At 76.2% G+C, this 23,579-nt stretch carries 22 protein-coding genes, 1 pseudogene and 1 riboswitch; of the genes and pseudogenes, 9 read left to right on the top strand and 14 right to left on the bottom strand.

Going from position 1 to position 23,579, the window contains the following annotated elements; genetic code table 11:
* Window positions 1-104: 104 nt before the first annotated feature.
* Both BM165_RS24785 and BM165_RS14045 read right to left on the bottom strand, forming a co-directional pair.
* The gene (locus BM165_RS24785) at window positions 105-242 is read right to left on the bottom strand and encodes a hypothetical protein (RefSeq protein WP_177225195.1); all 138 of its coding nucleotides are present in this window, start codon (window positions 240-242) and stop codon (window positions 105-107) included.
* A gap of 464 nt (window positions 243-706) precedes the next feature.
* On the bottom strand, window positions 707-2,392 hold the full coding sequence (locus BM165_RS14045; protein WP_075014250.1) for a putative PEP-binding protein: 1,686 nt from the start codon (window positions 2,390-2,392) through the stop codon (window positions 707-709).
* A 161-nt stretch (window positions 2,393-2,553) separates the two neighbouring features.
* On the opposite strand from BM165_RS14045, the gene BM165_RS14040 reads away from it, so the two are divergent.
* The 4 genes from BM165_RS14040 to BM165_RS14025 are packed head-to-tail and all read left to right on the top strand — an operon-like array spanning window position 2,554 to window position 6,793.
* Window positions 2,554-3,321, top strand: coding sequence for a DeoR/GlpR family DNA-binding transcription regulator (locus BM165_RS14040; RefSeq protein ID WP_075014137.1), 768 nt, complete (start codon window positions 2,554-2,556; stop codon window positions 3,319-3,321).
* Window positions 3,318-4,334, top strand: coding sequence for a 1-phosphofructokinase family hexose kinase (locus BM165_RS14035; RefSeq protein ID WP_075014136.1), 1,017 nt, complete (start codon window positions 3,318-3,320; stop codon window positions 4,332-4,334). Before BM165_RS14040 ends, BM165_RS14035 begins: the two co-directional genes overlap by 4 nt.
* A gap of 19 nt (window positions 4,335-4,353) precedes the next feature.
* Window positions 4,354-6,477, top strand: coding sequence for a PTS fructose transporter subunit IIABC (locus tag BM165_RS14030; RefSeq protein ID WP_075014135.1), 2,124 nt, complete (start codon window positions 4,354-4,356; stop codon window positions 6,475-6,477).
* Between the two features lie 55 nt (window positions 6,478-6,532).
* The gene (locus BM165_RS14025; RefSeq protein ID WP_075014134.1) at window positions 6,533-6,793 is read left to right on the top strand and encodes an HPr family phosphocarrier protein; all 261 of its coding nucleotides are present in this window, start codon (window positions 6,533-6,535) and stop codon (window positions 6,791-6,793) included.
* A 108-nt stretch (window positions 6,794-6,901) separates the two neighbouring features.
* Here BM165_RS14025 and BM165_RS14020 read toward each other — a convergent pair whose 3' ends face one another.
* The 4 genes from BM165_RS14020 to BM165_RS14005 all read right to left on the bottom strand — a co-directional run bounded on the left by BM165_RS14020 (window position 6,902) and on the right by BM165_RS14005 (window position 10,520).
* Complete coding sequence (locus BM165_RS14020; protein ID WP_075014133.1) at window positions 6,902-7,369, bottom strand: SRPBCC family protein; 468 nt, start codon at window positions 7,367-7,369, stop codon at window positions 6,902-6,904.
* A gap of 79 nt (window positions 7,370-7,448) precedes the next feature.
* Window positions 7,449-8,627: an AGE family epimerase/isomerase gene (locus tag BM165_RS14015; RefSeq protein ID WP_244274226.1), complete on the bottom strand. Its 1,179-nt coding sequence runs from the start codon at window positions 8,625-8,627 to the stop codon at window positions 7,449-7,451.
* Window positions 8,628-8,631: 4 nt separating this feature from the next.
* A complete protein-coding gene (locus BM165_RS14010) occupies window positions 8,632-9,303 on the bottom strand; it encodes a response regulator (RefSeq protein ID WP_075014131.1) in 672 nt (223 codons plus the stop codon).
* Complete coding sequence (locus BM165_RS14005; RefSeq protein ID WP_075014130.1) at window positions 9,300-10,520, bottom strand: sensor histidine kinase; 1,221 nt, start codon at window positions 10,518-10,520, stop codon at window positions 9,300-9,302. The genes BM165_RS14010 and BM165_RS14005 overlap by 4 nt, the downstream gene beginning before the upstream one ends.
* Window positions 10,521-10,718: 198 nt before the next feature.
* Here BM165_RS14005 and BM165_RS14000 point away from each other — a divergent pair, with 198 nt between their 5' ends.
* Window positions 10,719-11,297 (top strand): hypothetical protein, encoded by a 579-nt coding sequence (locus tag BM165_RS14000; RefSeq protein WP_075014129.1) that lies wholly within the window; start codon window positions 10,719-10,721, stop codon window positions 11,295-11,297.
* A 61-nt stretch (window positions 11,298-11,358) separates the two neighbouring features.
* On the opposite strand, the gene BM165_RS13995 is transcribed toward BM165_RS14000, so the two are convergent.
* From BM165_RS13995 to pdhA, 3 genes are read right to left on the bottom strand one after another with little or no spacing between them, the layout of a single operon-like run.
* Entirely contained in the window at window positions 11,359-12,915 is a 1,557-nt protein-coding gene (locus BM165_RS13995; RefSeq protein WP_075014128.1) for a dihydrolipoamide acetyltransferase family protein, read from the bottom strand.
* Window positions 12,915-13,892 carry an alpha-ketoacid dehydrogenase subunit beta gene (locus BM165_RS13990; RefSeq protein WP_075014127.1) on the bottom strand — a complete coding sequence of 326 codons (978 nt, stop codon included), beginning with the start codon at window positions 13,890-13,892 and terminating at the stop codon, window positions 12,915-12,917. Before BM165_RS13990 ends, BM165_RS13995 begins: the two co-directional genes overlap by 1 nt.
* Window positions 13,892-15,031 (bottom strand): pyruvate dehydrogenase (acetyl-transferring) E1 component subunit alpha, encoded by a 1,140-nt coding sequence (gene pdhA / locus BM165_RS13985; protein ID WP_244274225.1) that lies wholly within the window; start codon window positions 15,029-15,031, stop codon window positions 13,892-13,894. The genes BM165_RS13990 and pdhA overlap by 1 nt, the downstream gene beginning before the upstream one ends.
* Before the next feature lie 217 nt (window positions 15,032-15,248).
* Here pdhA and BM165_RS13980 point away from each other — a divergent pair, with 217 nt between their 5' ends.
* Entirely contained in the window at window positions 15,249-15,752 is a 504-nt protein-coding gene (locus BM165_RS13980) for an Lrp/AsnC family transcriptional regulator (RefSeq protein WP_075014248.1), read from the top strand.
* On the opposite strand, the gene BM165_RS13975 is transcribed toward BM165_RS13980, so the two are convergent.
* Window positions 15,742-15,996, bottom strand: coding sequence for a DUF3253 domain-containing protein (locus BM165_RS13975; RefSeq protein WP_075014126.1), 255 nt, complete (start codon window positions 15,994-15,996; stop codon window positions 15,742-15,744). The two genes, BM165_RS13980 and BM165_RS13975, sit on opposite strands and share 11 nt — an antisense overlap.
* Window positions 15,997-16,049: 53 nt before the next feature.
* On the opposite strand from BM165_RS13975, the gene BM165_RS13970 reads away from it, so the two are divergent.
* Window positions 16,050-16,568, top strand: coding sequence for a hypothetical protein (locus BM165_RS13970; protein WP_177225194.1), 519 nt, complete (start codon window positions 16,050-16,052; stop codon window positions 16,566-16,568).
* An 83-nt stretch (window positions 16,569-16,651) separates the two neighbouring features.
* Here BM165_RS13970 and BM165_RS13965 read toward each other — a convergent pair whose 3' ends face one another.
* From BM165_RS13965 to BM165_RS13955, 3 genes are all read right to left on the bottom strand, one after another.
* The gene (locus BM165_RS13965) at window positions 16,652-17,989 is read right to left on the bottom strand and encodes a serine hydrolase domain-containing protein (RefSeq protein ID WP_075014125.1); all 1,338 of its coding nucleotides are present in this window, start codon (window positions 17,987-17,989) and stop codon (window positions 16,652-16,654) included.
* A 15-nt stretch (window positions 17,990-18,004) separates the two neighbouring features.
* Entirely contained in the window at window positions 18,005-18,322 is a 318-nt protein-coding gene (locus BM165_RS13960; protein WP_075014124.1) for a DUF3817 domain-containing protein, read from the bottom strand.
* A gap of 161 nt (window positions 18,323-18,483) precedes the next feature.
* The gene (locus BM165_RS13955; RefSeq protein ID WP_075014246.1) at window positions 18,484-19,578 is read right to left on the bottom strand and encodes a C40 family peptidase; all 1,095 of its coding nucleotides are present in this window, start codon (window positions 19,576-19,578) and stop codon (window positions 18,484-18,486) included.
* Between the two features lie 37 nt (window positions 19,579-19,615).
* Window positions 19,616-19,752, bottom strand: a riboswitch (cyclic di-AMP (ydaO/yuaA leader).
* Window positions 19,753-19,933: 181 nt separating this feature from the next.
* Here BM165_RS13955 and BM165_RS13950 point away from each other — a divergent pair.
* Together BM165_RS13950 and BM165_RS13945 are read left to right on the top strand one after the other, a co-directional pair.
* Window positions 19,934-20,167 (top strand): hypothetical protein, encoded by a 234-nt coding sequence (locus BM165_RS13950; protein ID WP_075014123.1) that lies wholly within the window; start codon window positions 19,934-19,936, stop codon window positions 20,165-20,167.
* Between the two features lie 61 nt (window positions 20,168-20,228).
* Window positions 20,229-21,047: pseudogene (locus BM165_RS13945) on the top strand (YhjD/YihY/BrkB family envelope integrity protein); the annotation flags it as partial.
* A 23-nt stretch (window positions 21,048-21,070) separates the two neighbouring features.
* Here the strand turns inward: BM165_RS13945 and BM165_RS13940 are convergent.
* Window positions 21,071-23,539, bottom strand: coding sequence for a transglycosylase domain-containing protein (locus tag BM165_RS13940; RefSeq protein WP_075014122.1), 2,469 nt, complete (start codon window positions 23,537-23,539; stop codon window positions 21,071-21,073).
* Between the last annotated feature and the right edge of the window lie 40 nt (window positions 23,540-23,579).

Genomic DNA, 23,579 nt, shown 5'->3' with positions numbered 1-23,579 from the left:
GTCACCGCCGGTCCCCGGACAGCAGTCGGCCCCGGGCTGCCAGGCAGACCGGGGCCGTGCGGTACGCGCCCGGGGGCGCAGGGGTCACCGGGACCCCGAGGGCGTCAGAAGCCGCTGTTGTTGGCCATCGTCAGCAGCTCGTCACGCATCGCGGGGCTGCTGGTGCGGGCGAGCGCGCGGTCGAGCGCACGCCGCGTGCGGGCGACCTGTCGACGCTGGCGCCAGGTGGTCGAGATGCTCATGTCCGTCGTCTCCTCTTTGGTGCCGGTGTGGGTCCTGCATCAGTAGTAAAGCAGGTGATCACCCGGATGTTCCGATGATCCGTAGGGAGCATCGTCACATTCCCGACGATCGTTCACCCCAGCGAGGGAGACGGGGTCGTGCGGACGGACCGCTCCGGGGGTGTTCTCGGCACGCCGGGGGCGGTGCTGGACCCGAGGAGCGCGGGATCACCCCGGCGAGCGGCCGGGCCGGTCCTGCAGCACGCCCGGCACTCCTGCGGTCGTGCAGCACCGCAGGAGCGCAGGGGGCACCGCAGGAGCGGGCGGGGCTCCGCGGGCCCGGGTGGGAGCGGCTCCTGGGGTGTTCCCGGCACACCGGGGGCACTGCAGCACCCCGACACCACGAACACCGCCCCAGGAGCAGGCGGGGACGGAGCGGGCGGGCGGACGGTGCGGCGAGCGGCGCGGACCGCCCGCCGCGCTCGTCAGCCGGCGGTGAGCACGGCCCGCGCCGCGGCCCGCGCGGCCCGCGGGTCCTCGGCGGCCAGCGCGGCGCGGGCGGCCTCCTGGCAGGCCGTGGAGTCGACGGCGGACAGCCGGGCGCCCACGCCGGCGACGGCGGGGGCCGCGCAGGACAGCGACGTGACGCCGAGGCCGACCAGCACGCACGCCAGCAGCGGGTCCGCGGCGGCCTCGCCGCAGACGCCGACCGGCTTGCCCGCCCGCCGGCCCGCGTCCGCGGTGGCCGCGACCAGCGCCAGCAGTGCCGGCTGCCAGGGGTCGGTGAGGTCGGCCAGGTCGGCCGAGAGCCGGTCGGCGGCCAGCGCGTACTGCGAGAGGTCGTTGGTGCCGATCGACAGGAAGTCGACGACCTCGAGGAACCGGTCGGCCAGCAGCGCCACCGACGGCACCTCCACCATCACGCCGGGCACCAGGCCGCGCTCGCGCACGCGGGCGGCGAAGTCGGCGGCCTCGGCCACGGTGGCGACCATCGGCGCCATCACCCACGGCGACGTCGAAGTGCGGCGGGCGGCCTCGGCGACGGCGTCGAGCTGGCGGTCGAGCAGCCCCGGGTCGCGGCGGGCGATGCGCAGGCCGCGGACGCCGAGCGCCGGGTTGGCCTCCTCCGGCGGCGTCGCGAACTCCAGCGGCTTGTCCGACCCGGCGTCGAGGGTGCGCAGGACGACGCGCCGGCCGGCCGCGGCCTCGAACACGTCGGCGTAGCCGGTGGCCTGCTCCTCCACGGTGGGCTCGGCGGCCCGGCCGAGGAAGGCCAGCTCGGTGCGGAACAGGCCGACCCCCTCGGCGTGCGCCACCATCGCCGTGCGGGTGCCCGGGCCGTCCTGGACGTTGGCCAGCACCGGGACGGCCACGCCGTCCCGGGTGGTGGCCGGGCCGCGGTAGCCGGCCAGCGCCTGGGCCGTGCGCCGCGCGGCGTCCACCTGGGCGGTCGCCGACTCCGGGTCCGGGTCGACGGTGAGGGCGCCCTCCTCGGCGTCGAGGAGCACGGTGGCACCCTCCGGAACGGCGTCGAGGCCCTCGACGCCGACGACCAGCGGCAGGTTGAGCTGGCGGGCGATGATCGCGGTGTGGCTGGTGGTGCCGCCCAGCCGCGTGGCCAGCCCGACGATGCGCGCGGGGTCGAGGCCGGCGGTGTCGGCGGGCGCGAGGTCGTCGGCCAGCAGCACCGACGGCGTCCCGGGCGCGGGCACCCCGGGCTCGCCCTGCCCGGTCAGCTCGGCGACGACGCGGTCGCGGACGTCACGGACGTCGGTGACGCGCTCGGCCATGACGCCGCCGAGCGAGGTGAAGACGTCGACGAACTGCTGGGCGGCCTGCACGGTCGCGACCGCGGCCGGGGTGCCGGCGTCGATGCGCTGCTCCACCGAGCCCAGCAGCCCGCGGTCACGGGCGAGGCCGGCGGTGGCCGAGAGGACCTCGGCGGTCATCCCGGTCGCCGCCGCGGCGCGCGCGGCCAGCCGGCCGGCCACCGTCTCGGCGGCCGCGGTGAAGCGCGCCCGCTCCTCGGCCCGGGCGGCCTCGGGCAGCGTCTCCGCGGCCACGGCGTCGGGCAGCCGGACGGCGCCGGCCGGGCGCACGACGGGGCCCAGGACCACCCCGGGGACGACGGGCGTCCCGGTCAGCACGGTGGGAGCGGTGGTGGTGGACATGCGGACCTCCACGTGGTCGTCGACTGGGGGGACGCCGTCGTCCGTCGGTGACCAGCCTCACGAACTCCTGTTGACTTGTCAACGTAACCAACGTAGAACAACACAGACACAGAGGCGTTCCCACATGTTCGGGCACGACTGCTACGGCGAGGGAGTGGACCGTGTACGCCGAGGAGCGACAGCAGGCGATCGGCACGCTGGTCGCGGAGGAGGGCCGCATCGCGGTCACCGCCGTGGCCGAGCAGTTCGGCGTCACCACCGAGACCGTCCGCCGCGACCTCGCCGTCCTCGAGCGTGCCGGAGTGCTGCGCCGGGTGCACGGAGGAGCGGTCCCGGCCGGGGCGCTGACCCTCGTGGAGACGGCCCTGGCCGACCGCCACGCCACCCGGGCCGAGGCCAAGCGCAAGATCGCCGCCGCCGCCCTCGACCTGCTGCCGGGCCCGGGCGGCAGCCTGCTGCTCGACGGCGGCAGCTCGACCGCCGCGCTGGCCGACGTGCTCCCCGTCGACCGCACCCTCTTCGTCGCCACCAACTCGGTGCCGATCGCCGCGCGGCTGGCCACCGCGCCGGGCATCACGCTGCACGTGCTGGGCGGGCGGGTGCGGGGGCTCACCCAGTGCGCCGTCGGCGACACCCCGGTGCGCGCGCTGGCCGACCTGCGCGCCGACGTCGCCTTCCTCGGCACCAACGGGATCACCCCCGGCCACGGCCTGACCACCCCGGACGAGGCCGAGGCCGCGGTCAAACGGGCCATGGTCCGGGCCGGCCAGCGGGTCGTGGTGCTCGCCGACAGCAGCAAGCTCGGCCGCGAGCACCTGGTCCGCTTCGCCGCCCTCGAGGACGTCGACGTCGTGGTCACCGACGGCGGCGCCGACCCCGCGGTCGTCGAGCGGCTGGCCGACGCCGGCGTCGAGGTCCTGGTCGCGTGACCGGCGGCCGGGTCGTCACCCTGACGGCCAACCCGAGCCTGGACCGCACCCTCGCCCTGCCCGGCCCGCTGGCCCGCGGCGAGGTCGCCCGCCTCGGCCCGAGCTCCACCGAGCCCGGCGGCAAGGGCGTCAACGTCGCCCGGGCGCTGGCCGCGGCCCGGGCCGACGTCCTCGCCGTCGTGCCGGCCGACCCCACCGACCCGCTGGTCACCGCCCTGGAGGCGCTGCGGCTGCCGCTGGTCACCGTCCCCACCGGCGCCCCGGTGCGCACCAACTACTCGCTCACCGAGCCCGACGGCACGACCACCAAACTCAACGAGCCGGGCACGGCGCTCGACGCCGGCCTCCGCGCCGCGCTCGCCGCCGCGGTGGCCGCCGCGGCCGTGGGTGCCCGCTGGGTGGTGCTGTCGGGGTCGCTGCCCCCCGGTACCCCCGAGGGCTGGTACGCCGAGCTGGTCCGCGCCGTCCGCGGCACCGGTGCGCGGGTCGCCGTCGACACCTCCGAGGCCCCCCTGCGGGCGCTGCTGGCCGCCGGCCCCGACGCCGCCCCCGACCTGCTCAAGCCCAACGCCGAGGAGCTGGCGCAGGTGACCGGCACCAGCGAGGCCGACCTGCTCGCCGACCCCGCGGCGCTCACGGCCGCGGTCGCGCAGCTGCACGAGCGCGGCGTCGGCGAGGTGCTGCTCACCCTCGGCGGCGACGGCGCCGTGCTGTCGACCGCCGCGGGCGAGGTGTGGTCGGCCCGCGCGCCGCGGATCGCCGTCCGCAGCACCGTCGGTGCCGGCGACTCCAGCCTGGCCGGGCACCTGCTCGCCGACCTCGCCGGCGCGGCCCCCGCCGACCGGCTGGCCCGCGCGGTCGCCACCGGCTCGGCGGCCGCCGCCCTGCCGGGCTCGGCCGTGCCGACGCCGGACCAGGTCGACCCGGCCGCCGTGACCGTCTCCCCGGGCCTGCCCGGGACTCCCCCGTCCACCCCGGAACCCGTCCCGGCCGCCGGCCGCGACGTCCCCTGACGCCCCCGGAGGGTCCGTCATGTCAGCACTGATCTCCCCAGAGCTGGTCGTCCTCGACGCCGACCTCGGCTCGGACAAGGCCGCCGTCGTCCGACGGCTGGCCACGCTCGTGGCCGACGCGGGCCGGGCCACCTCGGCGGAGGGTCTCGCCGGCGACGCCCTCGCCCGCGAGGCCCAGGCCGCCACCGGCCTGCCCGGCGGCATCGCCATCCCGCACTGCCGGTCGGCCGCCGTCACGCAGGCGTCGCTGGCGTTCGGGCGGCTCACCCCGCGGGTCGACTTCGGTGCCGCCGACGGCCCGGCCGACCTCGTCTTCCTCATCGCCGCGCCCGCGGCCGGGGACGCCGACCACCTCACCCTGCTGTCGGCGCTGGCCCGCGCGCTGGTCCGGCCGGACTTCGTCGCCGCCCTGCGCGCCGCCGCCACGCCGGCCGACGTCGTCGCGCTGGTCGAGGACGTGGTCTCGCCGAAGCCGAGCACCGGGGCTTCCGCCGCGACCAGCACGCCGGTCCCCTCGACCACCCCGGCCGTGTCGACCGGGAAGGCCCCGGCCCGCCGCAGCATCGTCGCGGTCAGCGCCTGCCCGACCGGCATCGCGCACACCTACATGGCCGCCGACAAGCTGACCGCCGCCGCGCAGGCCGCGGGCGTCGACCTGCAGGTCGAGACGCAGGGCTCCTCTGGCGCCACGCCGCTGGACCCCGCGGTCGTCCGGAACGCCGAGGCGGTCATCTTCGCCGTCGACGTCGGTGTCCGGGACCAGGACCGGTTCGCCGGCAAGCCGGTGATCCAGTCGGGCACCAAGCGGGCGATCAACGAGCCCGACGTCATGATCCGCGAGGCGCTCGCCGCCGCCGACGACCCGAACGCCCGGCGGGTGTCCGGCTCCGGTGCCGGCGCGGCGGCCGCCGCCGGTGGGGCGGGCTCGGGCGGGCGGCCGGGCACCGGCGCGGAGATCCGCCGCTGGCTGCTCACCGGCGTGAGCTACATGATCCCGTTCGTCGCGGCCGGCGGTCTGCTCATCGCGCTGGGCTTCCTCTTCGGCGGCTACCAGATCGTCAACGGCAACCCCGACGTCGAGGGCCAGAGCTACGCGCTGAGCTGGGTCCTCAACAACTCCTTCCTCGACCTGCCGACGGCGGCGCCCACGGAGGGTCTCAACGACGGCTTCCTCGGCTACCTCGGGGCGGTCTGCACCGTGCTCGGCCAGGCGGCCTTCGGCTTCCTCGTCCCGGCGCTGGCCGGCTACATCGCCTACGCGATCGCCGACCGCCCGGGCATCGTCCCCGGCTTCGTCGTCGGCGCCGTGTCGGTGACCGTCGGTGCCGGCTTCATCGGCGGCCTGGTCGGCGGCATCATCGCCGGCTTCGCGGCCCGCTGGATCGCCTCCTGGAAGCTGCCCACCGGTGTCCGCGGCCTCCAGCCGGTCGTGATCATCCCGCTGCTGGCCACGCTGATCTCCAGCGGCATCATGGCCGTCCTGCTCGGCCGCCCGCTGGCCGCCGCGCTCGAGGGCCTCGGCAACTGGCTCAACGGCCTGACCGGCACCTCCGCGGTCCTGCTCGGGATCATCCTCGGCCTGATGATGTGCTTCGACCTCGGCGGCCCGGTCAACAAGGCGGCCTACGTCTTCGCCACCACCGGCCTCGCCGCCGGCAGCGGCGCCCCGCTGGTCATCATGGCCACGGTCATGGCCGCCGGCATGGTCCCGCCGCTGGCGATGGCGCTGTCCACCGCGATCCGGCCGAAGCTGTACACCCCGGCCGAGCGGGACAACGGCAAGGCCGCCTGGCTGCTGGGCGCCTCGTTCATCTCCGAGGGCGCGATCCCGTTCGCGGCGGCCGACCCGTTCCGGGTCATCCCGTCGATGATGCTCGGCGGCGCCACCACCGGCGCGATCGTCGCGGCCAGCGGCGTGGAGCTGCGCGCCCCGCACGGCGGCATCTTCGTGTTCTTCGCGATGAACGGCGTGCTCATGTTCGTGGTCGCGCTGATCGTGGGCACGATCGTCGGCGCGCTCGCGGTCACCGTCGCCAAGAGCATCAGCCGGCCCAAGGCGGACGTCCCCGAGGACGCCGTCGACCTCGCGCACACCCACGCCGGGGCCTCCGCAGCCACCGTCGGCGCGCCCGCTCGCGCCTGACAGGGCAGGCTGCCAGCAAACCCATCCACCGATCGCCCAGAAGCGAGGACGTCGAATGCCCAGTCAGACCGTCACCGTCGGCTCCCGGGTCGGCCTGCACGCCCGTCCGGCCGCGCTCATCGCCGAGGCCGTCGGCAAGGCCGGGGTCCCGGTCACGCTGGCCACCCCCGGCGGTGCTCCCGTCGACGCTGGCTCACCGCTGATGATCATGACGCTCGGCGCCCAGAAGGGCACCGAGGTCACCGTCACCAGCGACGACCAGGCCGTCGTCGACCACATCGCCGGCCTGGTCGCGCAGGACCTCGACGCGGAGTGAGCCTCGACGCCGGGTGAGGCACGGCCCCGTAGCGGGGCCCGCAGACGACGGCGCCCGTCCCCTCTCGCGGAGGGGACGGGCGCCGTCGTCGTGTGGCGGCCGGTGCGCTCAGCGCTGGTCGGGGCGGGGGACGTCGCCGCGCCAGGCGCCGGTCTCCCTGCCGCGGCTCTCGATGAACTCCTTGAACCGCTTGGCGTCGGCCTTGACCTGCCGGTCGTCGAACCCCAGCGCGGCGCCGACCTTCTCCACCACGCCCGTCGGCTCCCAGTCGATCTGGATCATGACGCGCGTCTTGTCGTCGTCGAGGCGGTGGAAGGTGACGACGCCGGCGTGCTTGGCGTCACCGCCGGTGCTGGCCCAGGCGACCCGCTCCTCGGGGTGCTGCTCGGTGATCTCGGCGTCGAACTCGCGCTTGACGCCGTCGATGTTGGTGATCCAGTGGGTGCGCGTGTCGTCGATCTGCGTGATGCGCTCGACCCCGCCCATGAACTGGGGGAACGACTCGAACTGCGTCCACTGGTCGTAGGCGACGCGGATGGGGACGTCGACGTCGACGGATTCCTGCACGCTGGCCACGGGGATGCTCCTCCTCGCTCGGGGTCTCGAAGCGGTCGATGTCGCCCTACCCCTCCCTCCCCGGGAGGACACACCCCGGTCAGCGCAGGGCGGCCGCGACGCTCCCCCGCACCGGGCGCCCGCGCAGCAGCAGCACCTGCGCCAGGTGGTAGGCGTCGGGCTGCCCGGCCCAGGTGCCGGAGGCGACCTCCCCCGACGGCGTCAGCTCGTGGTGCCAGTTGCCGGTGGCCGGGTCGGCGAACCGCTCCTCGCCGTGCGCCCACCAGGCGGCGGCCAGCTCGGCGTACCGCGGCTCCCCGGTGACCGCGGCCAGCGCCTCCGCGGCGGCGACCGCCTCGCACAGCACCCAGTGCATGCGTGCGGACACGACCGGCCGGTCGTCCCAGTCCAGCGTGTACGGGAACCCGGGGGCACCGTCGGCGGCCCAGCCCCGGCCGGCGGCGGCGTCGAACAGCGCGACGGCGTCGTCGAGCAGCCACCCGGGCGGGTCCTCCCCGCCCTGGGTGTGCAGGGCCGCGCGCAGGTGGAGGGACAGCCGCGCCCACTCGAACTGGTGGCCGACGGTGATGCCGTAGGGCCGGAACGGGTCGGCCGGGCGGTCGCGGTTGTGCTCCGGCAGCGGCGTCCAGTCGGCGGTGAAGTGCTCGGGCAGCCGCCAGTCGCGCTCCCGCGTCCAGCCGTGCACCACCCGCTCCACGGTGCGCAGGGCGCGGTGCCGCAACCGGGCGGCGTCCGCCCCGCCGAGCGCGTCGGCGGCGGCCAGCGTCGCCTCGACGCCGTGCATGTTGGCGTTGGCCCCGCGGTAGTCCGACAGCTGCGACCAGTCGGCGGTCCACTCCTCGACGCCCAGGCCCTCGGCGTCGTCCCAGAACCGGCGGTCCCAGACGTCCAGCGCCTCCTCCAGGAGCGCCCGCCCGCCGTCGACCCCTGCGGTGGCCGCCGTCGCGCCGGCCAGGACGGCGAAGGCGTGCACGTAGGCCGACTTCGTGCCGTCGTCCTCCGCGGCCCGCCAGCCGCCGTGCGCGGCGTCGTGCAGCGGCCCCTCCCTCAGGGCGGCGACGCCGGAGACGGCGAGCTCCTCCGCGCCGGGGCGGCCCAGCAGGTGCGCGAGGGAGAACACGTGGGTCATCCGGGCGACGATCCAGCTCTCCTGCGGCCGGTCCGGCAGCACCGCGCCGTCGGAGCCGAGGTACCCGAAGCCGCCGCCGGGCAGTGCGGCGCGGGCGGCGGCGGCCAGCAGCCGGTCGAGGTCGGTCACGCGGTCATCCTGCTCGCCCGGGCCGCACCAGGCCGCTCTCATAGGCGCGCACCACCGCCTGGACCCGGTCGCGCACCCCCAGCTTGGCCAGCAGCCGCGTCACGTGCGCCTTGACCGTCGCCTCGGTGACGACGAGCGCGGCGGCGATCTCGGTGTTGGACAGCCCCTGCGCCAGCAGCTGCCACACCTCGCGCTCCCGGGGGCTGAGGTCGGCGGCCGGGTCGGGCCCCGGCACGGACGGCGGGGTCTGGAGGTAGCGCTCGATGAGCCGCCGGGTGATCGCAGGCGCCAGCAGCGCCTCTCCCGCGGCGACGGTCCGCACCGCCTCGACGAGCCGGTCCGGCGGTGCGTCCTTGAGCAGGAACCCCGCCGCGCCGGCCTCCAGCGCCCGGAACACGTACTCGTCGAGGTCGAAGGTGGTCAGCACCAGCACGTGCGGCGGCTCGGCCAGCCGGCGCAGCCGCCGGGTGCCCTCGATGCCGTCGGTCCGCGGCATCCGCACGTCCATGAGGACGACGTCCGGCCGGTGCGCCAGCGCCTGCTCGACGGCCTGCTGCCCGTCCGCGGCCTCGCCCACCACCTCCAGCCCACCGCCCTCCAGCACGCCGACGACGCCCGAGCGGACCAGCGCGTGGTCGTCGGCCACCACCACCCGCAGCGGGCGCGGCGCGCTCACGCCTCCCCCAGCGGGAGCACCGCGCGAACCTCCCAGCCGGCCGGGTCGACCGGGCCGACGGTCAGCGAGCCGCCGTAGACCCGCACCCGCTCGCGCATGCCGGGGACGCCGTGCCCGCCCCCGCCGTCGGCGAGGTCGCCGCCGGGGACGGCCGGGGTCCCCGCTGCTCGCCGGCCGCCGTCGTCGCGCACCCGCAGCCGCACCTCCTGCGCGGTCCGCTCGACCCGCACGCCGACCCGCGCACCCGGGGCGTGCCGGAGCACGTTGGTCAGCGACTCCTGCACCAGCCGGTAGACCGCCAGCGAGGGGCCGTCGGGCACGCCGTCGACCTCCCCGACGACGTCGAGGTCGACGTGCAGGCCGGCGTCGCGGGCGTCGCGGGCGAGGTCCTCCAGCCGCGCGATGCCCGGCTGCGGCGCGTAGTCGGGGTGCCCCTCGCGCAGCACGTCGAGCAGGTGGCGCATCTCGCGCATCGCCTCGACCGCCGTCCGCCGCGCCATCCCCAGGTGCGCCAGCGCGCGGTCGGGGTCGCGGACGACGAACTGCTCCGCGGCGCCGGTCTGCAGCACCACGACCGAGACCGAGTGCGCGACGACGTCGTGCAGCTCGCGGGCGATGCGGGCCCGCTCGAGCGTCACCGCCTCGCCGGCCGCGGCGGCCGACCCCCGCTCGGCCGCCAGCGCGGCGAGCGCCCGGGTGCGCACGACCCGGCCGCCGGTCCAGGCACCGGCCACGAAGAACAGGGCGATGGCCAGCGCCCGCGGCTCCGCCCCGTCCGCGCCGAAGTAGCCGAACTGGCCGGCCGCGCCCATGGCCAGGACCGGCAGCGTGCCCAGGACGGCGGCGAGCGGGAGGGCGGCGACCCGCGCAGCGACGGTGAAGGCGCCCACCAGCAGGCTGGGGAACGGCGTGAACGTGGCGCCCACGGTGCCGCTGAGGAGCGCCGAGGAGACGACGACCACCAGCGACACCGCCACCAGGACGGCGGCGGGGAACCGGCTGCGCAGCGCCAGCGGCAGCGTCGCGAGCAGGACGAACGCCGTCCCCCCGACCGGGGGCAGCGGGGCGAGGACCACCTCGGCCAGCCCCCACGCGGCCAGCCCGCCGGCGATGCCGAGGTCGACGCCGGCGGTCCAGGACCGGGTCCACGACGGGAGCCACGACGGGGTCCGCGTCCTGGTGGCGGACGGGCCGGCGGAGCCGGCGAGGGCGGTCACGGACGCGAATCTAGGTCGGCCGGCCCCCACCCGGCGTCAACCCGCAGGAGCGGTCGGGTGTCGACCATCGTCGACACCCGGCGGCGACCCGCCGCCCCGCGGATGTGGACCGCAGGCCGACGTGGCGGACGGGCGGCCGGCCGCAGGCTCTGCGGCGACGGCCCGCCCGGGGCCGGCCCACCACGAAGAGGAGCACCCGTGACCACCGCGTCCGCCCCCGTCCGCCCGACACCCCCGACCCGGCGTCCGGTCGCCGGCACCGACCGGCGCACGGGGGTCGCCGCGCTCGGCTGTGCGGTCCTGTCCGCGGGCGTCGGCACCACCCAGCTGCTGTTCCCGCAGGACACCCTCGCCGCCATCGAGCCGCGCACCCGGGGGTTGCTCGTCGCCACCGCAGTCGTGCTGTGGACGCTGCCCCTCCTGCACGCCCGCCTCGCCTCGGCGGCGCGCGGCCCGTGGGGTGCTCGGGTGGCCTCGGCCGGCGCGGTCCTGCTCGGCGCCGGGATGGTCTCGAGCGCCGTCAACGGCGAGGACCTGGCGTTCTTCCCCGCCGTCGCCACGGTGGCCAACGCGCTGTGGTTCCTCGGCTCGGTCGCCCTGGCCGTGTCGCTGTGGCGCGCCGGCCGGGTGCCGCGGCCCGTGGCGGCCCTCCTCGTGCTCGTGATGCCGTGCACGATCTTCCTGTCCCAGATGGGCGGCGGCATCCTCGCCGGCGCCTACCTGGCCAGCCTCGGCCTGCTCCTGCTCCGCGGCCAGCTCGACGCCCGGCGGGCCTGACCCTCCCGCCGCACGGCGCAGCGGCCCCCGCCGGTCGTCCGGCGGGGGCCGCTGTCCGCGCTCAGTAGGCGAGCGCCGTCCGGGGGTCGGACAGCAGGGTGCCCACGTCGGCGAGGAACCGGCTGCCCAGCTCCCCGTCGACGACCCGGTGGTCGAAGGACAGCGCCAGCTGGGTCACCTGCCGGATCCGGATCCTCCCCTTGTGCACCCACGGCATCTCGCGCACGGCGCCGAAGGCGAGGATCGCCGACTCGCCGGGGTTGAGGATCGGCGTACCGGTGTCGACGCCGAACACGCCGACGTTGGTGATCGTGATCGTCCCGCCGGTCATGTCGGCCGGGGCGGTGCGCCCGGCCCGGGCGGTCTCGGTCAGCTCGCCCAGCGCCGCGGCCAGCTCGACCAGCGAGAGCCGGTCGGCGCCCTTGACGTTGGGCACGATCAGTCCGCGCGGGGTGGCCGCGGCGATGCCGAGGTTCACCTGCCCGTGGACGACGATCTCCTGCGCGGCCTCGTCCCAGGAGCTGTTGACCATCGGGTGCCGGCGCGCCGCCAGCAGCAGCGCCTTCGCCACGAACAGCAGCGGGCTGACCTTCACCCCGGCGAACTCCGGCCGGGCGGCGGTCCGCGAGCGCAGCTTCATCATCCGCGTGACGTCGACGGTGAGGAACTCGGTCACGTGCGGCGCGGTGAAGGCGCTGGCCACCATCGCGGCCGCCGTCGCCTTGCGCACGCCCTTGACCGGCACCCGCTCGCCCGGCGACGGGACGGCCGACGACGGGACCGCCGCGACGGCGGGCACCAGGTCCGTCGTCAGGTCCGTCGTCAGGTCGGGCGCCGGGTCGACGGCGGGGGCCTGCGGGCCGGCGGCCGCGGCGGTGACGTCCTCGCGCGTGATGACCCCGCCGGGCCCGCTGCCGGTCAGCGCGGTCAGGTCGACGCCGAGGTCGCGGGCCAGCTTGCGCACCGGCGGCTTGGCCAGCGGGCGCTGCCGCCCCCGCCCGGGCACGGCCGCGCTCGACGGCGCCGCCCCCTCGGCGATCGCGTGCGCCTCGGCCTGCCGGCCGACCTCGAGCCCGCCGTGCCGCACCGGCTTGGTGGTCATGTCCGGCGCGGTGGCCAGCAGCGGGGGCCGCTCCTGCCCGCCCGAGCCGTAGTCGGCACCGACCGGGGCCGGGGACGGGGACGGGGACGGGGACGGGGACGACGACGGTGCGGGCACCCCGTGCACCGCACGGCGCGGGCGGCGGCGGGCCTCGGTGGTGCGCGGGCCGTAGCCCACGAGCACCGCCGTCCGGCCACCCGGGGCGGCCCCGCCGATCAGGCCGGCGGCCGGCTCGGCGCCGTCACCGGCCGGCGCGGGCGCCGGGGCGTCCCCGCCGGTGTCGATCGTGATGATCGGCGTGCCGACGTCGACGGTGGTGCCCGCCTCGAACAGCAGCTCGGTGACCGTGCCGGCGTAGGGCGAGGGCAGCTCGACGGCGGCCTTGGCCGTCTCCACCTCGCACAGCGGCTGGTTCACGGTGACGGTGTCGCCCACGCTGACGAGCCACTGCAGGATCTCGCCGTCGGTGAGGCCCTCGCCGACGTCGGGGAGCTTGAACTGGCGCAGCTGCCCCATCAGAAGGACACCGCCCGGTCGACGGCGTCGAGCACGCGGTCGAGGTCGGGGAGGTACTCCTCCTCCAGCTTCGACGGTGGGTACGGGGTGTCGTAGCCGCCGACCCGCAGCACCGGAGCCTCCAGCGAGTGGAAGCACGTCTCGGTGACCCGGGCGGCGATCTCCGCGCCCAGCCCGAGGGTGAGCGGCGCCTCGTGGACGACGACGCAGCGGCCGGTGCGCCGCACCGAGTCGAACACCGGGTCGAGGTCGAGCGGCGAGAGCGTCCGCAGGTCGACGACCTCGATCGAGCGGCCCTCCTCGGCGGCGGCCTCGGCGGCCTGCAGGGCCGTCTTCACCATCGGGCCGTAGGCCAGCACGGTGACGTCGTCGCCGCCGCGGACGACGCGGGAGGCGAACAGCGGGCCGGGCGTCGCGTCGGTGTCGACCTCGGCCTTCTCCCAGTAGCGCCGCTTGGGCTCGAGGAAGACGACCGGGTCGGGGTGGGCGATGGCCTGCTGGATGCCCCAGTAGGCGTCGACCGGGTTGCTGACGGCGACCACCTTCAGGCCCGGGGTGTGCGCGAAGTACGCCTCCGGGCTCTCGCTGTGGTGCTCGACGGCGCCGATGCCGCCGCCGAAGGGGATGCGGATGACGATCGGCATGGGCAGCCGGCCGCGGGAGCGGGCGTGGATCTTGGCGACCTGGGTGACGATCTGGTTGTAGGCCGGGAAGACGAAGCCGTCGAACTGGATCTCGCAGACCGGCCGGTAGCCGCGCATGGCCAGCCCGACGGCGGTGCCGAGGATGCCGGCCTCGGCCAGCGGGGTGTCGACGACGCGGTCCTCGCCGAAGTCCTTCTGCAGGCCGTCGGTGATCCGGAAGACCCCGCCGAGCCGGCCGATGTCCTCGCCCATGAGCACGACCTTGGCGTCGTCCTCCATGGCGCGGCGCAGACCCAGGTTGAGGGCCTTGCCGATCGTGAGCGTCTCGGTCATCAGTGCCCGCCCCCCTCGAACGACGCCTGGTAGGCCTCGAACTGCGCCTGCTGCGCGGCCAGGTGCGGCGTCTGCTCCGCGTACACCCGGTCGAACATCGCCGTCCCCGGCGGGTCGGGCATCTCCGTGGTGCCCGACCGGATGCGCGCGGCGAGCTCGTCGGCCTCGGCCTCGACGGCGTCGAAGAACTCGGGGCCGGCGACGCCGGTGCGCGAGAGGTAGGCCTTCACGCGCGCGATCGGGTCGCGCAGCTTCCACTCCTCCAGCTCGCTGGCCAGGCGGTAGCGGGTGGGGTCGTCGGAGGTGGTGTGCGCACCCATCCGGTAGGTGAACGCCTCGATGAAGGTGGGGCCCTGGCCGTCGCGGGCGGCGGCGAGCGCCGCCCTCGTGACGGCGAGGACGGCGAGGACGTCGTTGCCGTCGACCCGGACGCCGGGGAAGCCGAAGCCGGCCGCGCGCTGGTACAGCGGCACGCGGGACTGCCGCTCCAGCGGCACGCTGATCGCGTACTGGTTGTTCTGGCAGAAGAAGACGACGGGCGCCGAGAAGCTGGCCGCCCAGATCATCGCCTCGTTGACCTCGCCCTGGCTGGTCGCGCCGTCGCCGAGGAAGGCCAGCGTGGCGCTCTCGGCGCCGTCGCGCTGCAGGCCCATGGCGTAGCCGGTCGCGTGCAGGCACTGTGCGCCGATGACGACGGTGTAGAGGTTGAAGCGGGTGGCCACCGGGTCCCAACCGCCGTTGTCCACGCCGCGGAAGAGGCTGATGACGTGCAGCGGGTCGACGCCGCGGGTCCAGGCGACGCCGTGCTCGCGGTAGGTGGGGAACGCCGTGTCCTCGGCGGCCATCGCCCGGCCGGCGCCGATCTGCGCGGCCTCCTGGCCCAGCAGCGAGGCCCAGATGCCGAGCTCGCCCTGGCGCTGCAGCGCGGTGGCCTCCACGTCCCACCGGCGCACCAGCACGAGGTCGCGGTAGAGGTCGCGCAGCTCCTCGGCGGAGACGTCGATGGAGTACTCGGGGTGCTCGAGCCGCTCGCCCTCGGGGCTGAGCAGCTGCACCAGGTCCGGCTGCTGCGGCAGGTGGGGCGCGGCCGCCCCGGGTACGGGGTCGACCATCTCGGTGGTCGCGCTGGACACGCTCACGCGGGTGCTCCTCGCCGTCGGCCGCGCTGCCGGGGTCGCCGGCCGGTCGCGGTGCTGGACGTCCTGTGGCGCCGGGGTTGTGGCTCCACTCACACATCGTGACACGTCCCAGGCCGCTCGGGAGCACACCACCCCCCGATCGGGATGCGCAAGCCCCGGGCGGTGGACTGAGCAGGATGCGACCGTGCAGGCGCCGGCGCGTGCCAGACTGAGCAGCGTGCCCCCCGGCCCCGAGCGCCTCGACGCCACCGACGTGCGGCTGGTGCAGGCGCTGACGGCCGACCCGCGGGCCACCGTGCTGGCGCTGTCCCAGCAGCTGGGGCTGGCCCGCAACACCGTCCAGGCACGGCTGGCGCGGCTGGAGTCCGGCGGCCTGCTCGCCCCCTTCGCCTCCCGCGTGCGCCCCGAGGCCCTCGGCTACCGCCTCGGCGCCTACGTGACCGTGCAGGTCGTCCAGCGCAGCCTCGAGGAGGTCGCCGCCGCGCTCGCCGCGCTGCCGGAGGTCCTGGAGGTGACGGCGCTGTCGGGGGCGGCGGACCTGCTGGTGCGGGTGGTCGCCGTCGACGCCGACGACCTGTGGCGGCTGACCGAGCAGGTGCTCGCCCTGCCGGGGGTCGAGCGCACCGACACCGCGCTGGCGCTGCGCCGCTACGTCGACCACCGGGTCGACCCCCTGCTCGAGATCGCGGCCGGGGAGCGCCCCTCGCCGGTCAGCGACTGACCCGGCGGATCCGGACCGGCCCGCGGGCGGTGGCGACGTCGACCACCGCGCCGCGCTGGGTGACCTCGACCTCGCCCCGCGCGGCCAGCCGGCCGGCGACGGCACGGGCCTGCGCCACGAGGTCCCGCCAGCCCTCCGGGTCGACGGTGCGGGCGGCCTCCGACGGGCAGATCGTGGCCCCGGGACGGCGGGCGTCCAGCAGCGCGTCGATGGCCCGCTCGAGGGCGCTGGCGGCGTCGTCCACCCGACCATGGTGCGCCGTTTGCGCTGGTGGACGCGACGGGTACCGCGGTCGCCATGGCCAGGCGCACCCCGGTGGGGACGTTCGGGAAGGGCAAGCGGGGCATCAGCACGCTCGGCTGGGCGGTGCGGGGGGCGGCGGCGGGCGCGGCCGGCACCACCGCGCTCAACGCCGTCACCTACCTGGACATGACCGTCCGCGGGCGCGGCACCAGCTCCACGCCCGAGCAGACGGTGGAGGCGCTGGCGCGGAAGGCGCACGTGCCGATCCCGGGCGACGAGGAGCACCGGCAGAACCGCGTGCAGGGTCTCGGACCGCTCACGGGGCTGGTCGCGGGCCTCGGCGTCGGCGCGCTGGTCGGGCTGGCCCGGGCGTCGGGCTTCCGGTCGCAGCCGGTGGTGGGCACGCTGCTCACGACGCTCGGCGTGCTGGTCGCCTCCAACGGCCCCATGACGGTGCTCGGCATCACCGACCCGCGCACGTGGTCGGCCACCGACTGGGTCAGCGACGTCGTGCCGCACCTGGCCTACGGCGCCGTCGTCAAGACCACGATGGACGCCTTCGACCGCCCCTGACGGTAGGCGTCCTCCCCGTCGAGATCACGCGATCTCGACCGTACGGGCGGCCCGCCGCGCCGAGATCACGTGATCTCGGCGGATCAGCTGTCCGGCGAGGTCCAGCCGCGCTCGTCGACGCCGCCGGGGACGGGGGCGTCGGGGTCGTAGGGCTCGCGGGTGAGGACGAACGTGCCCAGGTCGAGGTGGTCGGGCGCGATCCGCAGGACCTCGCCGGCGTAGTAGCCGTCCAGGCCGACCCACGTGCCGTCGTCGCGGCCGCGGAACCGGCTCGCCCGCCCGGGGCGTCCCGGCAGCGGCCCCAGGTGGAGCAGGCCGCCGGCGACCGCGCGCAGGAGGGACGGCGCCGGGCCCCAGTACCAGACGCCCAGCTGGTCCAGCGGCACCGGCGGCGGCGAGGGGCGCCAGGGCTCGGCCACCCGGGGCTCGGCGGCGCGCAGGTCGGCCAGCAGGCCCGGCACCAGCCCGGGGTCCAGCCCGCTGGTGGTGTTGGCCAGCGACACCCCACCGGTGCCCTCCTCGCGGTCGACGAGGACCCCGGCGAGGAAGCCCGGCATCGAGCCGCCGTGCCCGGTCAGGGTCCGGCCGTCGACCCGCAGCACCTGCAGCCCCAGCCCGTAGGCCGACCAGGCGGGCGACGACGGGTCGACGCCGGCCGGCACCGCCATCTCCTCGAGCGTGCCGGGGTCCAGCACGTCGCCGGTGTCCCCGAGCAGGAACGCCGCGAAGCGGGCCAGGTCGGCCAGCGTCGCCCACAGCTGGCCGGCCGCGGCCATCACCCCGGCGTGGTGCTCGGGCTCGGCCAGGACGACGTCGGCCCACGGGTGGACGGCGTACCCCTGCGCAGCGCGGCCGGAGGGGCGCGGCGTCGTGCGGGTCATGCCGAGCGGGAGCAGCACCTCGCCGGTGACGACGTCGTCCCACGACCGCCCGCGCAGCCGCGCCACCAGCTCACCGAGCAGGCCGAAGCCCAGGTTGGAGTAGTGGAACCGCCGGGCCTCGCCGAGGACGACGTCCTCGCCGCCCAGCGCCAGGTCCTCCAGCGACCCCCCGGGCACCCGCTCCCACCAGCCACCGGGGCTCTCCGCGGACGCGCCGGCCAGGTGCGACAGCAGCTGCCCGACCGACCGGTCGCCCAGCGGCGTGCCGGGGACGTGCCGGTCCAGCGGGTCGTCGAGGTGCAGCCGGCCCTCGTCGCGCAGCCGCAGGACCGCGACGGCGGTGACCGTCTTGCTGATCGAGCCCAGCCGGTACTGGACGTCGGTGTGCGGCCCGGCGACGTCCCCGCGGCCGGCCGACCAGGCGAGCCCCCCGTCCCGGACGACCCCGGCCACCAGGCTCGGCGCGCGGCCGTCGCGCTGCACGCGCGCGGTGCGGGCCAGCAGGGCGCGGGCGGTGGCGGGCAGCACGGACTCGGGCATGCCCGGAACCGTAGGTCAGGCGCGGGCGGGCGCCTGCAGCCTCCCGGTCCGCCCGGCCCAGCGCTCGAACACCACGGTGGCCAGGGGCGGGATCGAGGCGGCCAGCGCGAGCAGGGCCGTCCACCGCGACCAGCCGAGCACCCGGGCGGCGACCAGCGCGACGACGACGTAGGCGACGAAGACCGCCCCGTGGACGGGGCCGAACACCTGCACACCCAGCTCGGAGGTCTCGGGGACGTACTTCACGTACATCCCGGCGAGCAGGCCCACCCAGGACAGGCCCTCGGCGACGGCGACGGCGCGGAAGGCGAGAGCGACGGTGCGGGGGTTCATCGGTGTGGTCCTCGGGCGTCGGGGGGCGGTTCCGCAGGGACCAACGCGGCAGGACCTCGCGGGGTCCCGCCCGGCGGTGTGAGCCGGGCGACGTGCTGGAACGGCCTCCCTGCAGGGACCCGCCGCGAGCGTGCGAGCGGTGGGGGCAGGGAGGTCCTCCCTCAGCCGATGCGGCGGGCGCCGGCGTAGCCGCCCATCGAGTCGATGCTCGCCACCTTGACGACGTCGCCCGACGTGGGCGCGTGCACCATCTGGCCGTTGCCGACGTAGATGCCCACGTGGCTGACCGGGCTGTAGAAGAAGACGAGGTCACCGGGCTGCAGGGCGGAGCGGGACACCGCGGCGCCCATCTGCGACTGCATGCGGCTGGAGTGCGGGAGGCTGATCCCGGCGGCCCGGAACGCGTACTGCGTGAGGCCCGAGCAGTCGAAGGACCCGGGGCCCGACGCCGCCCAGACGTAGGGCTTGCCGCGCTGGGCCATGGCGGCCGCGACGACCTCCCCGGCGACGCCACTGGCCGCCGGGGCGGCCGCGGCGGACGGCTCCTGCGCCTCCGCGGCGGCGGGCTCCTCGCGCTCCCCGTCCCGGCTGGCCCGCTGGCCCTCCTCCGCCGCGTGCGCCGCGGCGGCGGCCTCGAGGGCGGCGCGCCGCTCCTCGGCGCTCAGGCGGGTGAAGTCGGCCTGGTAGGCAGCGATCTGGGCCTCGAGGTCGGCCTGCTGGGCGGCGACGGCCCCGTACTGGCGCTGCGCCTCGGCGGCGGCCTCGGCGGCGGTGGTCTGGGCCGCGGTGGCGACCTCGGTCGCCGCGGCCGCCCGGCCCAGCAGCTCGCCCTGGTAGCCGGCGACGCCCTGCAGCAGGGTGACCCGGTTGACGAACTCGTCGGCGTCCTCGCTGGTCATGAGGGCCTGCAGGGAGCCCATGCTGTCGCCGGTGTAGGCCGACCGGGCGATGCCGACGACCTGCCGGCGGGCGGCGTCGACGGCGGCCTGCGCCTCGGCGAGGGTGGCGGCGGCGGCCTCGGCCGCGGCCTGCTGCGCGGCCAGCCCCTCGCGCGCCTCGTTGAACCGCTCGGTGACGGCCTCGAGCTCGTGCCCGCGGGCGGCGACCAGCTGCGCGGCCTCGGCCGCGCTCGTCGGCTCCTCGGCCAGCGCCGAGGATGGGACGGCGCCGACCCCGAGGCCCAGGCCCAGCGCGCCGGCGAGCACGAGCGCCGCGCGACGCCGCGGACGACGGTGCGGGGAGGCGGGTCCGGGCATGCCGGGGACGGTCGTGCGCAGGGACGCCACGTGGCGGTTCTCCTCTTCCCAGGCCGCCTACCGGGTTAGCTGACGGGTTCGGGCGTGGACTCGCCCGGCGCGTGCGGACACGCGCTGCACCCCAGGACTGCGATGGGTCCCCGGCCCGGCGCCCCAGGAGGGCGACCGGCTCGACGGCGTCCTCGGGGTGTCACCCAGGTCGGTGACGGAGCGCCCCATTGGACGCACTGAGAGTAAGGGGCGTCCCCCGGTCGTGACAATCCCCCGCGTGTGACCACTTAGGTGACATGTGCCCTCACGATCCGCAACGGGTCCGGTCGTTTGGGACGGCTCCGTGACGAGCAGGACGGGGGTCATGTCCTCCTCCACCCGGATGCGCACCCGGATGCGCCTGGCCCGGCCGCTCCTCGTGCTCGCGCTGTTCGGCTCGCTCACCGCCTGCGGTGACAACACCGACTTCTCGCGCGGCCCGACGAACTGCGACGCCAGCGGCGAGAACGCCAGCAACGAGAACGACGCCAGCTGCCAGGAGACCGGCCCGAACCCCGGCAACGACGCACCCACCACCGACGACACCTCCGACGACTGACCACCGCGGCGGAGGACGGCCCCGACGGGCGCCCGGCCGCGGGGGCTGGTGGCATGGGCGGGTGACCCCGGGACACAGGTGGACGGCGACCCGGCTGCGCACCGAGACCCGGGCCGTCCTGGCCGGCGCCCGGCGGCTGCTGCGGGGACGCGACCTCGCCCTGATCGCGGCCGGGCTGACCTTCTACGCCGGCATCGCGGTGGTACCGCTGCTGCTGGTCGCGGTGCGCCTGACCGCGCTGGTCACCTCGGCGGAGGAGGTGCGGGCGCTGACCGCCCGGCTCGCCGAGCTGCTGCCGACCCCGCTGGGGGCGCCGGAGGCGGTGGAGCGCCTGGTCGCCGCCGGCGTCCGGCTGGACCTGCTGGGCTTCGTGCTCGCCGTGGTCCCGCTGACCTTCTACGGGGAGGGCCTGCGCCGGGCGCTGCTGCGCTTCAGCCAGCGCCGCGAGAACCTCACCGGCTGGCGCGGCCGGCTGCTGACCCTGCCGCTGGTCGTGGCCACCCCCGTGCTGCTGTACCCGCTGCTGCTGGCGGCCCGGGTCATGGCCGACCTGGCGCGCGAGGACGGCGTCGGGCCGGCGGTCGGCCGCCTGGCCGTCGGGTACTACTCGGTGCTGTTCGTCCTCACCGTGCCGCTGCTGTGGGGCTTCGGTGTCGTGGCCGGCGGCCGGCACCGCTGGGGCGCGCTCACCAGCGGCGCGCTGTTCACCGCGGCGTGCCTGTCGGGCTTCCTGCAGGGCTTCGTGGTGTTCCTGTCCCTGCCGCTGGACCTCGGCGCCCCGTTCGGCGGCCTGGTGGTGGTCGGCGCGGTGGTCGCCGTCGGGCTGTGGCTGTTCCTGTTGCACCTGGTGCTGCTGAGCGGGTGGCTGCTCACGCAGTCGCTCGACGAGCGGCTCGGGCGCCGTCAGCCCACCGGCCGGCCGGGGAAGCCGCCGGGGAACCCGCCCTCGGCGGGTCCGGGCTCTCCCTCGGCCGGCGCGTCGGGCGCCTCCGGCTCCGGCTCGGGGGCGGGCGGCGGCTCCGGGGCCGGCTCGGGCTCGGGCGCAGGCTCGGGCGCAGGTTCGGGTTCGGGTTCGGGCTCGGGTGCCGGCTCCGGCGCGGGTGCCGGGTCGGGCGCGGGCGGCGGCTCGGGGGCGGGCTCGACGTAGTCGCTGCCGTTGCTGACCAGGATGGAGATCTCCTGGCCCGGGACGGCCCGCGCACCGCGCGGCGGGCTGGTGCCCAGCAGGGTCCCCTCCGGCTCGTCGCCGTCGACGCGCACGGTGCGCGAGGAGAACCCGGCGTCCCGGAGCGCCTGGGCGCACTGGTACGCGTTGCGGCACTCGGGGACAGGGCGGGTGTTGCCGTTCTGCACGGTCTCGTCGGCCGGCGGGAACTCCCCGCTGCCGCGGGCGGTGAGGATCGGCGCCATGGCGTCGCGCCAGATAGTCGCGCCCTTGCCGCCACCGAAGCCGCCGACGTCCTCGTTCTCCTTGGGGTTGAGGACCATGACACTGGCGGCGATCTCGGGCGTGTAGCCGACGAAGGCCACCGAGAAGTTGTCCTGCGACGTCCCGGTCTTGCCGGCGATCTGGTGCCCGCGGACGTAGGCGCGCGACCCCGTCTGTCCCGGGCTCCCGGGCTCGACGTCCTTGCGCAGCATCTGGTTCATCGTGTTGGCGACGCCGGGCGGGATCGCCTCCGGGGTGCAGCGGTCGCCCACCGGCAGCGGCTCGCCGTCGGCGCCGACCGCCGGCTGCCCGGTGGAGTCCAGGACGGCGGTCACCGGGACGACGTCGCACTGCGTGCCGCTCGCGGCGAACGTCGAGTAGGCGCTGGCCAGCGCGAGCGGGCTGGTGGCCTCGGCGCCGAAGGTGAACGAGCCGCGGTTCTCGTCGATGATCTGCTGCGGCAGCTCCGGGGGGCTGAACTGGAACAGCCCCGCCGCCTCGGCCATGCGAACCGGCTCCTCGACGGTGCCCAGGGCGTCCTCCAGCGCCAGGAAGTAGGTGTTGGAGGACTGGTACAGCGCCGTCGTGAGGTCCAGCGTGGAGCGGTAGTTGCCGGCGTTGCGCACGCAGTACCGGCCGTCGGTGTCGCGGCCCTGGCAGGGGCCAGAGTAGACCCGCGAGACGTAGGGCTCGGGCGCGGTGAGCGTGTAGTAGGAGGAGTACCCGCGGGCCAGCGCCGCGGCGGCCACGAACACCTTGTACGTCGACCCGGAGCCCTGGCTGGGCGCGACGTTGAGGTTGTAGGACTCCTGCGTCCGGTCGGTGCGGTCGTATCCGAACCTCCGGTTGACGCTCATCGCCAGCAGGTGCCCGGTGCCCGGCTCAACGGCGGTGAACATGCCCGCCAGCGACTCCTCCAGCGGCAGGGTGTTCAGCACCGCGGCGTCCCCGGCGCGCTGCAGCTCGGGGTCCAGCGTCGTCTGGACGACGTACCCGCCCTCGTCGAGCTGCTCCTGGGTGAGGCCGAGCTCCTGGACGAGGTAGCGCTGCACGAAGTCGCACACGAACGGCCCGACGGTGGCCTCCGCGCACCCGCGCGGCGGCGCCGGCGCCGGCGCCAGGACCAGCGGCTCGGCCTGCGCGGCCGCGGCCTCGGCGGCGGTGACCATGCCCTGCTCGGCCATCCGCGAGAGGACCTCGTCGCGCCGGGCGGTGGCCGGCGCCGGGTCGAGGAACGGGTCGTCGTCGGTGGGGCTCTGCACCAGGCCGGCGAGCAGCGCGGCCTGCGACAGGGTGAGGGCGGAGGCGTCGACGCCGAAGTAGGCGCGGGCGGCCGGCTGCACGCCGTAGGCGTTCTGGCCGAAGTACACGACGTTGAGGTAGCGGGTGAGGATCTCGTCCTTGGTGTAGAGGTCCTCGACCGCCAGCGCGAGCTGCGCCTCGCGCACCTTGCGGCCCACCGTCTGCTCGGTGGCGGCCTCGCGCTCCTCCGGGGTGTCGGCGGCCTGCAGCAGCGTCTGCTTGACCAGCTGCTGGGTCAGCGTCGAGCCGCCCTCCGCCACGCCGCCGGCGGCGATGTTGGCCGCCAGCGCGCGCAGGGTGCCCTGCACGTCGAGGCCGTTGTGCGAGTAGAACCGCGAGTCCTCGATGGCGACCATCGCCTGCTTCACGACGTCGGCGATCTGCTCGGAGGCCACGGGCGCGCGGTTCTCGTCGTAGAAGGAGGTGATCGGCTCCCCGTTGGCGGCGAGCAGCACGGTGTTGCCGGGCGGCGCCTCGGCGGTGAACTCGGTGGGCAGGTCGCCGAGGAGGCCGGTGGACTGCTGGGCGGCGACCGCCGGCCCGCCGATCCACGGGAGGAGCAGACCCGCCACCAGCGCCCCGGCCACGACGATGGTCGCGGCCAGGCGCACCAGCGTCCGGGCCGGGCTGTGCCGGTCCATGGGATCCCTCCTCGGTCGCCCACTGCAACAGAGATCACCT

The organism is Geodermatophilus obscurus (assembly GCF_900115395.1).
GTDB classification, from domain to species: Bacteria; Actinomycetota; Actinomycetes; order Mycobacteriales; family Geodermatophilaceae; genus Geodermatophilus; species Geodermatophilus obscurus_B.
Note: the sequence above shows the minus strand (reverse complement) of the source record. Positions and strands in the feature narration are given on the sequence as shown.

What these genes read in the sequence shown, in the direction of transcription:
- BM165_RS13940 (WP_075014122.1), bottom strand. Translation starts at nt 23,539, where the DNA reads ATGGACCGGCACAGCCCGGCCCGGACGCTGGTGCGCCTGGCCGCGACC.
- BM165_RS24785 (WP_177225195.1), bottom strand. Translation starts at nt 242, where the DNA reads ATGAGCATCTCGACCACCTGGCGCCAGCGTCGACAGGTCGCCCGCACG.
- BM165_RS13950 (WP_075014123.1), top strand. Translation starts at nt 19,934, where the DNA reads ATGTCCTCCTCCACCCGGATGCGCACCCGGATGCGCCTGGCCCGGCCG.
- BM165_RS13960 (WP_075014124.1), bottom strand. Translation starts at nt 18,322, where the DNA reads ATGAACCCCCGCACCGTCGCTCTCGCCTTCCGCGCCGTCGCCGTCGCC.
- BM165_RS13995 (WP_075014128.1), bottom strand. Translation starts at nt 12,915, where the DNA reads ATGGGGCAGCTGCGCCAGTTCAAGCTCCCCGACGTCGGCGAGGGCCTC.
- BM165_RS13970 (WP_177225194.1), top strand. Translation starts at nt 16,050, where the DNA reads ATGGCCAGGCGCACCCCGGTGGGGACGTTCGGGAAGGGCAAGCGGGGC.
- BM165_RS13955 (WP_075014246.1), bottom strand. Translation starts at nt 19,578, where the DNA reads ATGCCCGGACCCGCCTCCCCGCACCGTCGTCCGCGGCGTCGCGCGGCG.
- BM165_RS13965 (WP_075014125.1), bottom strand. Translation starts at nt 17,989, where the DNA reads ATGCCCGAGTCCGTGCTGCCCGCCACCGCCCGCGCCCTGCTGGCCCGC.
- BM165_RS13990 (WP_075014127.1), bottom strand. Translation starts at nt 13,892, where the DNA reads ATGACCGAGACGCTCACGATCGGCAAGGCCCTCAACCTGGGTCTGCGC.
- BM165_RS14025 (WP_075014134.1), top strand. Translation starts at nt 6,533, where the DNA reads ATGCCCAGTCAGACCGTCACCGTCGGCTCCCGGGTCGGCCTGCACGCC.
- BM165_RS14030 (WP_075014135.1), top strand. Translation starts at nt 4,354, where the DNA reads ATGTCAGCACTGATCTCCCCAGAGCTGGTCGTCCTCGACGCCGACCTC.
- BM165_RS14045 (WP_075014250.1), bottom strand. Translation starts at nt 2,392, where the DNA reads ATGTCCACCACCACCGCTCCCACCGTGCTGACCGGGACGCCCGTCGTC.